The organism is Corallococcus interemptor (assembly GCF_003668875.1).
GTDB lineage: Bacteria > Myxococcota > Myxococcia > Myxococcales > Myxococcaceae > Corallococcus > Corallococcus interemptor.
Map to the genome: position 1 here is coordinate 38,678 of NZ_RAWM01000068.1, position 7,643 is coordinate 46,320.

Here is a 7,643-nt window from a genome sequence, read left to right on the forward strand (position 1 = left end):
CACACCTGCCATGCAACTCTTGCCGTCCGTGCAAGCCTTGCCACGTCCCGGGCACCGGGAACGCGCAAGGCTTGCCGTTCCCCTGGCACTCCTCCCGGGGCGCGGCGTTGGCATCCGCGTTGCTCATGTCCCGTTCCGTTCCCCGCTGGCGGCAAGGCAGGACGCATCGCTGGCATTCCCTGAACGACGAACGGAGAAACGACATGCACACGAATCACTTCGCGCGGAAGCTGTTCCTGGCGGCGCCCCTTTGCCTCTTCGCGGTGGGCTGCGGCGGCGACCCGATGATGGACGGGTCCATGACGGGCGAAGGTGCCACCGAGGCCGCCGCTCCCTCGGCTCCCGAGGACGCGGCGCTCGGGACGAGCGAGCAGGGCATCGGGCTGGGCGGCACGTACTGGTGGGGCACCTCCGCCAACGGCCTGACGTCCACCACCATCGGGACCGCCACCAACCGGACCTGCTTCCTGCGCGGCATCCGGGGCAACCTGAAGGGCACCAGCTGGGCCGGCGCGGGCGTCTTCCAGTACGCCGGCAACTGGGAGATCTTCATCAACCAGAGCAACAGCAAGGCGCTGCGCACGGACGTCCAGTGCATCAACACCGCCACCAACCGGACCCCGGAGGTCTCCTGGTACGACGGCCAGGCGGCGAAGCTGCTGGGCGCGGTCACCTCGGCCCGCCGCTGCTTCCTCACGCAGGTGGAGGCCGCGGGTGGCTTCACGGCCAACGCCGACTACGCCCGCGTCTGGAATGACGGCTACAACTGGTACCTGGGCGGCAACCTGGGCGCGGCGGGCGGAGCGCGCGCCCTCTGCGTGGACGTGCCCTCGGATGCGGGCGGCTGGCTGTGGATCGCCGGCAACCCGGGCACCTTCACGCACAACCTGGCCTACAATCCGGGTGGCGTGGCCTGCATGCTGTCCGGCATCGGCGGCAACTTCAGCACCAGCGACTACGACGACGGCGTGACCATCGACTACAACGCCGGCACCCGCTACTGGGAGATGACCGTCAGCAACAGCAAGCGCGGCTGGGGCAACTGCGTCAAGTAGCCTTCCCGCAAGGGAAGCCAGTGTCCGTTTCGCACGGAGCGAGGGGGGGCCGTGCGAAACGGATGGCGCATCGGCAGCGCGTGTGGTGTCACCTCCAGGCCGGGCGCATGCACCGCCCGCCATGGAGGTCACCCACACCATGCAGGACGTCGACATCAAGACCGCGGATGGAGTGATGGACGCGAAGCTGTTCCAGCCGGAAGGCTCGGGTCCGTGGCCAGCGGTCATCATGCTTCCGGATGCCTTTGGTGTCCGGCCCGTGTTCGAGGACATGGCCCGGCGCCTGTCCAAGTCCGGCTACGTGGTGCTCCTGCCCAACGTGTTCTACCGGGAGGCCCCGTCGTCGAAGCTGGACCTCAAGGGCACCTTTTATGACGAGGCGTTCCGCAAGCGCATCTACGCGCTCATCGGCACGCTGACGCCGGAGCGCCTGAAGGCGGACGCGGGCGCCCAGCTGGACTTCCTCTCCCGCCAGCCGTTCGTGAAGGGCCCGAAGGCGGGCGTGGCGGGCTACTGCTTCAGCGGCGGCATCGCCGTGCGCATGGGCGCGGACTTCCCGGACCGCATCGGCGCGGTGGCGTCGTCCCATGGCGGCCGCCTGGCCACGGACGCGCCCGACAGCCCCCACCGCCTGGTGAACCAGGTGAAGGCGGAGCTGTACTTCGGCCACGCGGACAACGACAACTCCATGCCCGCGGACGCCATCCGCACGCTGGAGGCGGCGCTCAAGGACGCGGGCGTGAAGTACACCTCGGAGCTCTACCCCGGCGCGCAGCACGGCTACTCGGTGCCGGGCACGCCCCAGTTCAACGCGGAGGTCGCGGAGACGCACTGGACGCGGCTCCAGGAGCTGTTCGGCCGCACGCTGAAGGCCTGAGCGGCACGCCCCATGTCCCCCGTGCGGCAGCGCCTGCTCTCCATCTTCGGCGGCTCGGTGGGCAACCTCATCGAGTGGTACGACTTCTACGTCTACTCGGCGTTCTCGCTGTACTTCGCGCACGCGTTCTTCCCGGACGCGGACCCGCTGGTGCAACAGCTCAACACCGCCGGCGTGTTCGCGCTGGGCTTCCTCATCCGGCCGGTGGGCGGCTGGCTGATGGGGCTCTACGCGGACCAGAAGGGCCGCAGGTCCGCGCTGACGTTGTCCGTCACGCTGATGTGCCTGGGCTCGCTGGTCATCGCCATCTGCCCCACGTACGCGCGCATCGGCGTGGCGGCGCCCGTGGTGCTGCTGCTCGCGCGGCTGCTCCAGGGGCTCTCCCTGGGCGGCGAGTACGGCACCAGCGCCACCTACCTGAGCGAAGTGGCCACCTCCCGCCACCGGGGCTTCTACAGCTCCTTCCAGTACGTCACGCTCATCATGGGGCAGCTGTTGGCCACGCTGACGCTGCTGGTGTTGCAGCGGCTCCTGCTCACGGGTCCGCAGCTGGAGGCGTGGGGCTGGCGCATCCCGTTTGGCATTGGCGCGGCGCTGGCCATCTTCGGCTTCTACATGCGGCGCAACATGGTGGAGACGGAGGCCTTCACCCGCGAGGCGGCGAAGAAGACCGGGCACCATCCCATGCGCGAGCTTTTGCGCCACCCGAAGGAGATCGCCGTGGTGGTGGGGCTCACCATGGGCGGGACGCTGGCCTTCTACACATACACTGTCTACATGCAGAAGTTCCTGGTGAACTCGGTGGGGCTGACGCGGGACGAAGCCACGCTCATCTCCGCGGGCTCGCTGTTCCTCTACATGCTGCTCCAGCCGGTGCTGGGCTACGTCTCCGACAAGGTGGGTCGCAGGCCGGTGCTGATGGGGTTTGGCATCCTGGGCACGCTGTGCACGGTGCCGCTGCTCACCGCGCTGACGCGGACGCGGGATGCGCTCACCGCGTTCATGCTGGTGCTCGCCGCGCTGGTCATCCTCTCCGGCTACACGTCCATCAACGCCGTGGTGAAGGCGGAGCTGTTCCCCGCGCGCATCCGCGCCCTGGGCGTGGGGCTGCCCTACGCGCTGACGGTGTCGCTCTTTGGCGGCACCGCGGAGTACGTGGGCACGCGGCTGAAGCTGGCCGGGCACGAGCCGTGGTTCTTCTGGTACGTGACGGCCTGCATCTTCTGCTCGCTGCTCGTCTACACGGTGATGCCAGACACGCAGCGCCACAGCCGCATCGACGCGGCGTCTTGATTCCTGTCACGGGCGGGACGTGCTAGACGCGCGCGCCCATGACGTCTCCACTCCTGACGCTTCCCCTGCTGCTGTGCCTGGGACAGTCCCCTGAAGTCACGTCCACCGAACCGCCCTTCCAGGCGCGGTTGTCCTTCCAGGGCTTCGACGACGACATCGACGTCGAAGGGTCGGCCACGTACTTCCACGCCGCGCTGGAGGGCCATACGCCGGAGCTCGCGTCGGGCCTGCGCGCGGAGGCCACGCTGTCGTTCTTCCTCTCCGCGCCGGCCACCACGGGCATCACCCTGCAGGACTTCGGCAGCAACGTGCGGCTGCGCTACCGGCCGTCGGGCTGGGAGTCCGGAGAGGGGCTCGCCGTGGCGGTGCACCCCATCACCACGTCGCGGCTGTACATGGGCTTCACGTACCCGGTCACCTGGGAACGGCAGGCCTTCCTGCGCCGCGCGGGAAACGAGTCCGCGCTGGAGCTGCGCTTGACCCGGCGGCGGTGGGAGGCCTTCGTGGCGGTCAAGTCCGCCGCCGTGCTTGATGACCTGCTGCTGGAGTACTCCCGCCGCTACGCCCTGCTCGCGGGCGGCTTCCTGGACGTCACGCCCGAGCTGCGTCTGGCCTTGAAGGGCACCGTGCTCGACCGGGGGCAGATTCCCACCAACGGCGTCTCCGGCACCGAGCTGCACCAGCCCGTACGCGGGGCCTCGCTGGGCGCGGTCTGGCACCGGGGCGCGCCCATCGGGAACAACGTCGACCTGGCGCTGTACCAGGGCGACCCGACCTTCTTCGAGCGCTTCTTCCAGCCGGAGACGTATCCGGGCGGGTTCGCCGCGTCGGTGTCGCTGGAGGGCAGCTACGTGTCGCAGGCGCTGCTGGATCCAGAGTCCTTCCGCCAGCGGACCACGCAGACGGGGGGCGCGGGGGCGCTGGAGGCGCGGGTGAAGCAGGGCTTCTGGCGCGCGCACGCCCTGGCCTATGTCCGCACGCTCTCCTTCATCCAGGTCGATGTGCCCGGGTTCCCCCCGTACCAGGACTTCCAGGACGACGCGGAGGCCAGCGCGGAGATGTCCGGCACGCTGAGCACCGACTACCACCTCCAGGACTGGGGGCTGACGCCCGGGCTGCTCGTGCGCTTCACCCGCCCCGCCTCGCTCCGAAGCGCGCCGGTGGGCCTCCCGGAGCGCAACTACACCGCCGTGTTCCGGGGGCCCAACATGATCACCCTGCTGCCCTCGGGCGACGACCCGGGGCTGGTGGTGACGGTGAAGGCCACGGCCCGCTGGGACCTGGGCAAGGTCGCTGGCGTGCTGGCGGAGGTCTCCTACACGCACGACCCGAACCGGACCCGCTTCGAGGATGACGTCACGGGCATCGCGGACCCGGTCTACCAGCCCGCCAACTCCGTGGGCTTCAACGTGCTGCTCCAGGCGCGCTTCTGACGCCGGGAGTCAGGACGGGGCGGATTGGCGTCCGCGCGAGGATGACGCTCCGCCCACGCCGCGCCCGCTGACGTCAGAAGGCCGTGCGGGTGAGCAGCACGATGTCCGAGTTCGCCCAGGCCGTCTTGAAGCGCTGCCGCGCGGCGGCGGCCTCGGCCGTGCGGCCCTGCCCCTTCAACGACTCGGCGAGCCCGAAGAGCGCCCAGCCGTTGCCGGGGTTGCGGCGCAGGTCCTCGCGGTAGACGGCCTCCGCGGCCCGGTATTGCTTCGCGTCCAGCAGCGCCGCGCCCTGGAAGTGGCGCACGGGGTAGTACCAGTCACTGGGCTCCGAGTAGGCCAGCTGATCCGCGGCGCGCACCGCGTCCTCCCAGCGCGTCAGCGCGTCGGCGCAGCCCTGGCGCTCGGCGATGGAGGCATCCAGCACGCGCGCCGCCACGTCCAGCACGTCCTTCGCCGGGTTGTTCCCGGCGGTCATCGTGTCCGGGACGCTGGCGGCCAGCTTCACCAGCTCCGCGTGCTCCGCGCGGGCCTGCTCGAAGTCTCCCTTCGCGGCGAGCGCCAGCCCGTGCGCGTGCAGCCACATCCCCGTCAGCACCGGGTACTTCGCGTCCGGCCGGGGCTCCTTGAGCAGCGCGTCGTAGCGCCCGAAGCGCACCATGGCGAGCAGCGGCTCGGAGGCGAAGAAGTCCATGCCCGGCATCGCCGTCAGCATCTCCGGCGGCAGGACCTTCGCGGACTCGCGCGCGGCGCGGATGGACTCACCCGCGCGCCCCTCCATGGACGACGAGAACGACAGGAAGCCCCAGTTGTGCGCGAGGTACATGGGGTAGTAGCCGATGGGCTCCACCTGGCGCAGATAGGCATTGTCCGCCTGCACCGCCCGGCGGTTGCTCTCCGATGCGTCCGCGTAACGGCCCACCCGCTGGTAGATGTGCGCCGGCATGTGCACCACGTGCCCCGCGCCGGGCATCAACCCCGGCAGCCGGTCCGCGGAGGCCAGCGCGCGCTCGGGGTGGTCCGACGCCTCGACGGCGTGGATGTAATAGTGATTGGCGCCCGGGTGGTTTGGCGCGCGCGCGAGCACCGACTCCAGCCGGGAGACGATCTCCTCCGTGCCCGGCTCCGGCTTGCCGTCCAGCGTCCACAGCTTCCACGGGTTGAGGTTCATCAGGGACTCGGCGAAGAGCACCTGCACGTCCAGGTCGTCCGGGAAGCGCTTCGCCACGTCGCGCATGGCATTGGCGTACGCCTGCGAGAAGGGCTTCATCTCCTCCGGCGTGCGCGGCTCCGGTCCGCCGTAGCGCCTGGACAGCGCGCCGATGAGCGCCTGCTCCTCGGGAGACGCCGTGGGAGCGAGCGCCTGGGCCTTTTGCAGCGCGGTCCACGCGAGCGCGGCCCGGTCCGGCAGCATGGGCACGTTGTAGTTGGGCCCCAGCACCAGGGCGACGCCCCAGAAGCAGCTGGCGCAGGACGGATCCAGCTGCGCGGCGCGGGCGAACGAGCGCGCGGCCTCGTCGTGGTTGAAGGCATACGTCAGCCGCATGCCCTGGTCGAAGAAGGCCTGCGCCTCGGGCGACCGGGTCGTCACCTTGCGCTGGAAGGTCCCCAGGTCGTCGAAGAGCACCGCGCCCTGGGCGAGCGAACCCAGGCTCGACAGCGCGGACGGCTTGCCGTGCGCCCCGTGCTGGGCCGCGCTGTCCTCCGGCGCCCGGGCGAACGTCACCGGTGCCATCAACGACGGGATGAGGATGAACAGGAGATGCGCGCGCATGAGGCCCCCCCGGCCTGCGTTCTTTTCAAGGAACGGTGGGGGGACTTCGCGCACGCGGCAATCCGCCCGGACGCGTTGGCGCGCGAGCGCCTGCTTCGCGACTACTTCTCCAGGTCGCCGACAATGCGCCCCAGCGGCGACGGCGTCCCCATGAACTTCTGGAAGCGGCTGCGGTCATCCGAGCCCGCGTCGAAGTTCTCGAAGTTCTGCTGGTTCGAGTTCGCGCCGGGCCGGAAGCCCGAGTAGTCCTGGCGCGCGGGCAGCCCGTGCTCGGCGCGGATGCGGTTCTCCGTGGGGGCGTTCGGCATGCGCGGCGTGGGGCGCAGGCCAACGGTCTCGAACTCCTCCTGCAGCTGCAGGCGCGTCTCCACGGTGTCCTTCATCGGGGCCGAGTGGCTGGGGTAGCGCTTGAACACCTCCGCGTCCGAGTGCTTGCTGACGGCCAGGGGGCTGACCTGCGTGCCGTTGGCGGCGCGCCACGCGTGGACGGACTCGTGGCCCAGGCTGTTGAAGCGCGGGCCAGGCTGGGTCTCGTCGTAGTTGATGCGGCTGGCCTGTCCCGTCCCCGCCTGGCCGTCCTGACGGTACGCGGGGCGCAGCGACTGGAGCGTGCCGTCGTGGCGCGGGCGGTGGGACATCGGCATGGACTCGTTGCGGCCGGAGTAGATGTCCGCCACCGTCAGCGGCTTTTGCGGAGTGCCCGTCGCGCCGGGGTTCAGTTGCGGCGTGCGGCCGTTGAGCTCCGTCAGCATCTGGTTGCCCACCGGGCGGCTCATCAGCTTGTGCGTGGAGTTGCGCGCGTCCTGCGTGAAGTCCGCGAAGTCCGCGCCGGACTGACGGCTGTCGCGGCGGGTCCGGATGCCCGACAGGTCCGGGTGCACCACACCGTGGTCCGCAGGCTTGAGCTTGTTCTTGCCGTCCTGAAGCTCCAGCGCCGTGGGCGCCCGCTGCGGCTTCACCGTCTCCAGCTTCGGGGGCGCACTGGGGCTGCGCGTGCGGGAGCCGGAGGGGAGGGACGGCGCGGAGAAGGAGGAGGAGCGGAGCTTCATGGTGGGCCTCGGAAGCGGAAGACGTCGTGTGCCCTCCCCTAGGAGTCTGTGGCGGTAACGGGTTGAGGGGCGAGAGCGGACGAGGCATGAGGCCCGCCGCTCGATATTGCGGCGGACGGCTACACGGCCGTCGCGCGGAAGAGCTTGAGAAGGTTGTGGGTGGCG

The 7,643-nt window shown here is 70.1% G+C and carries 6 protein-coding genes; 4 read left to right on the forward strand and 2 right to left on the reverse strand.

What is annotated here, in order from left to right; all coding sequences use genetic code 11:
• Positions 1 to 203: 203 nt before the first annotated feature.
• The 4 genes from D7X96_RS23220 to D7X96_RS23235 all read left to right on the forward strand — a co-directional run bounded on the left by D7X96_RS23220 (position 204) and on the right by D7X96_RS23235 (position 4,658).
• Entirely contained in the window at positions 204 to 1,055 is an 852-nt protein-coding gene (locus tag D7X96_RS23220) for a hypothetical protein (protein ID WP_120546336.1), read from the forward strand.
• 139 nt (positions 1,056 to 1,194) lie between these two features.
• Positions 1,195 to 1,932 carry a dienelactone hydrolase family protein gene (locus D7X96_RS23225; RefSeq protein ID WP_120546370.1) on the forward strand — a complete coding sequence of 246 codons (738 nt, stop codon included), beginning with the start codon at positions 1,195 to 1,197 and terminating at the stop codon, positions 1,930 to 1,932.
• 12 nt (positions 1,933 to 1,944) lie between these two features.
• Entirely contained in the window at positions 1,945 to 3,225 is a 1,281-nt protein-coding gene (locus D7X96_RS23230) for an MFS transporter (RefSeq protein ID WP_120546335.1), read from the forward strand.
• Positions 3,226 to 3,263: 38 nt separating this feature from the next.
• Positions 3,264 to 4,658 (forward strand): hypothetical protein, encoded by a 1,395-nt coding sequence (locus D7X96_RS23235; RefSeq protein ID WP_120546334.1) that lies wholly within the window; start codon positions 3,264 to 3,266, stop codon positions 4,656 to 4,658.
• Positions 4,659 to 4,731: 73 nt separating this feature from the next.
• Here D7X96_RS23235 and D7X96_RS23240 read toward each other — a convergent pair whose 3' ends face one another.
• Positions 4,732 to 6,429, reverse strand: coding sequence for a UDP-N-acetylglucosamine--peptide N-acetylglucosaminyltransferase SPINDLY family protein (locus D7X96_RS23240; RefSeq protein WP_120546333.1), 1,698 nt, complete (start codon positions 6,427 to 6,429; stop codon positions 4,732 to 4,734).
• A 101-nt stretch (positions 6,430 to 6,530) separates the two neighbouring features.
• Positions 6,531 to 7,478, reverse strand: coding sequence for a M91 family zinc metallopeptidase (locus D7X96_RS23245; RefSeq protein WP_121770739.1), 948 nt, complete (start codon positions 7,476 to 7,478; stop codon positions 6,531 to 6,533).
• Between the last annotated feature and the right edge of the window lie 165 nt (positions 7,479 to 7,643).

What these genes read in the sequence shown, in the direction of transcription:
- D7X96_RS23220 (WP_120546336.1), top strand. Translation starts at nt 204, where the DNA reads ATGCACACGAATCACTTCGCGCGGAAGCTGTTCCTGGCGGCGCCCCTT.
- D7X96_RS23225 (WP_120546370.1), top strand. Translation starts at nt 1,195, where the DNA reads ATGCAGGACGTCGACATCAAGACCGCGGATGGAGTGATGGACGCGAAG.
- D7X96_RS23230 (WP_120546335.1), top strand. Translation starts at nt 1,945, where the DNA reads ATGTCCCCCGTGCGGCAGCGCCTGCTCTCCATCTTCGGCGGCTCGGTG.
- D7X96_RS23235 (WP_120546334.1), top strand. Translation starts at nt 3,264, where the DNA reads ATGACGTCTCCACTCCTGACGCTTCCCCTGCTGCTGTGCCTGGGACAG.
- D7X96_RS23240 (WP_120546333.1), bottom strand. Translation starts at nt 6,429, where the DNA reads ATGCGCGCGCATCTCCTGTTCATCCTCATCCCGTCGTTGATGGCACCG.
- D7X96_RS23245 (WP_121770739.1), bottom strand. Translation starts at nt 7,478, where the DNA reads ATGAAGCTCCGCTCCTCCTCCTTCTCCGCGCCGTCCCTCCCCTCCGGC.